Source organism: Streptococcus sp. GMD4S (assembly GCF_000296955.1).
Map to the genome: position 1 here is coordinate 1 of NZ_AJRE01000519.1, position 1,149 is coordinate 1,149.

The 1,149-nt window shown below is 44.8% G+C and carries 2 protein-coding genes; both read left to right on the forward strand.

Annotated features, from left to right (window positions below):
• Positions 1-29: 29 nt before the first annotated feature.
• Positions 30-182: a hypothetical protein gene (locus tag GMD4S_RS13670; protein WP_000778898.1), complete on the forward strand. Its 153-nt coding sequence runs from the start codon at positions 30-32 to the stop codon at positions 180-182.
• Positions 183-203: 21 nt separating this feature from the next.
• The coding region (locus tag GMD4S_RS12265) for an aminopeptidase (protein WP_000243936.1) at positions 204-1,149 on the forward strand (946 nt) is incomplete at its 3' end.

Sequence of the window (1,149 nt, forward strand, 5' to 3'; positions counted from 1 at the left end):
GTTTTTCTAAAATATAGAAAGAGGTTTTTATGAAACTTACCATTTCCGCTCAGGATAAGCCAGCGCAAAAGGTGTTTGATTACCAGCTGGATCTTGACCCTGATACGATTTTGAAAATGACCGCTTTGATTTGTGGTACTGTGGCAGCAGTTAGCCTGCTGTCCTTGTTTAAAGAGAAATAACAAAAGAAAAGGAAGAATAGAATGGTTTTACCAAATTTTAAAGAAAATCTAGAAAAATATGCGAAATTATTGGTTGCAAATGGAATCAATGTGCAACCTGGTCACACCTTGGCTCTCTCTATCGATGTTGAGCAACGCGAGTTGGCGCATTTGATCGTGAAAGAAGCTTATGCTTTGGGTGCGCATGAGGTCATCGTTCAGTGGACAGATGATGTGATCAACCGTGAGAAATTCCTTCACGCACCGATGGAGCGTTTGGACAATGTGCCAGAATACAAGATTGCTGAGATGAACTATCTCTTGGAGAATAAGGCTAGCCGTCTCGGTGTCCGTTCTTCTGATCCAGGTGCCTTGAACGGAGTGGATGCGGATAAGCTTTCAGCTTCTGCAAAAGCTATGGGACTCGCGATGAAGCCGATGCGCATCGCAACTCAATCCAACAAGGTTAGCTGGACTGTAGCAGCTGCTGCTGGACTGGAGTGGGCTAAGAAAGTCTTTCCAAATGCTGCGAGCGATGAAGAAGCAGTGGACCTCCTTTGGGACCAAATCTTCAAAACTTGCCGTGTCTATGAAGAAGATCCAGTTAAGGCTTGGGAAGAACATGCAGCCATTCTTAAGAGTAAGGCAGAAATGCTCAATAAAGAACAATTCTCAGCCCTTCACTACACAGCGCCAGGAACCGATCTGACACTTGGCTTGCCTAAGAATCACGTTTGGGAATCAGCTGGCGCTATCAATGCACAGGGAGAAGGATTCTTGCCAAATATGCCGACAGAAGAAGTCTTTACGGCTCCTGACTTCCGTCGTGCAGATGGCTATGTAACCTCTACAAAACCACTTAGCTATAACGGAAATATCATCGAAGGGATTAAAGTAACCTTCAAGGATGGTCAAATCGTAGACATTACTGCTGAAAAGGGTGATCAGGTCATGAAGGACCTTGTCTTTGAAAATGCGGGTGCGCGTG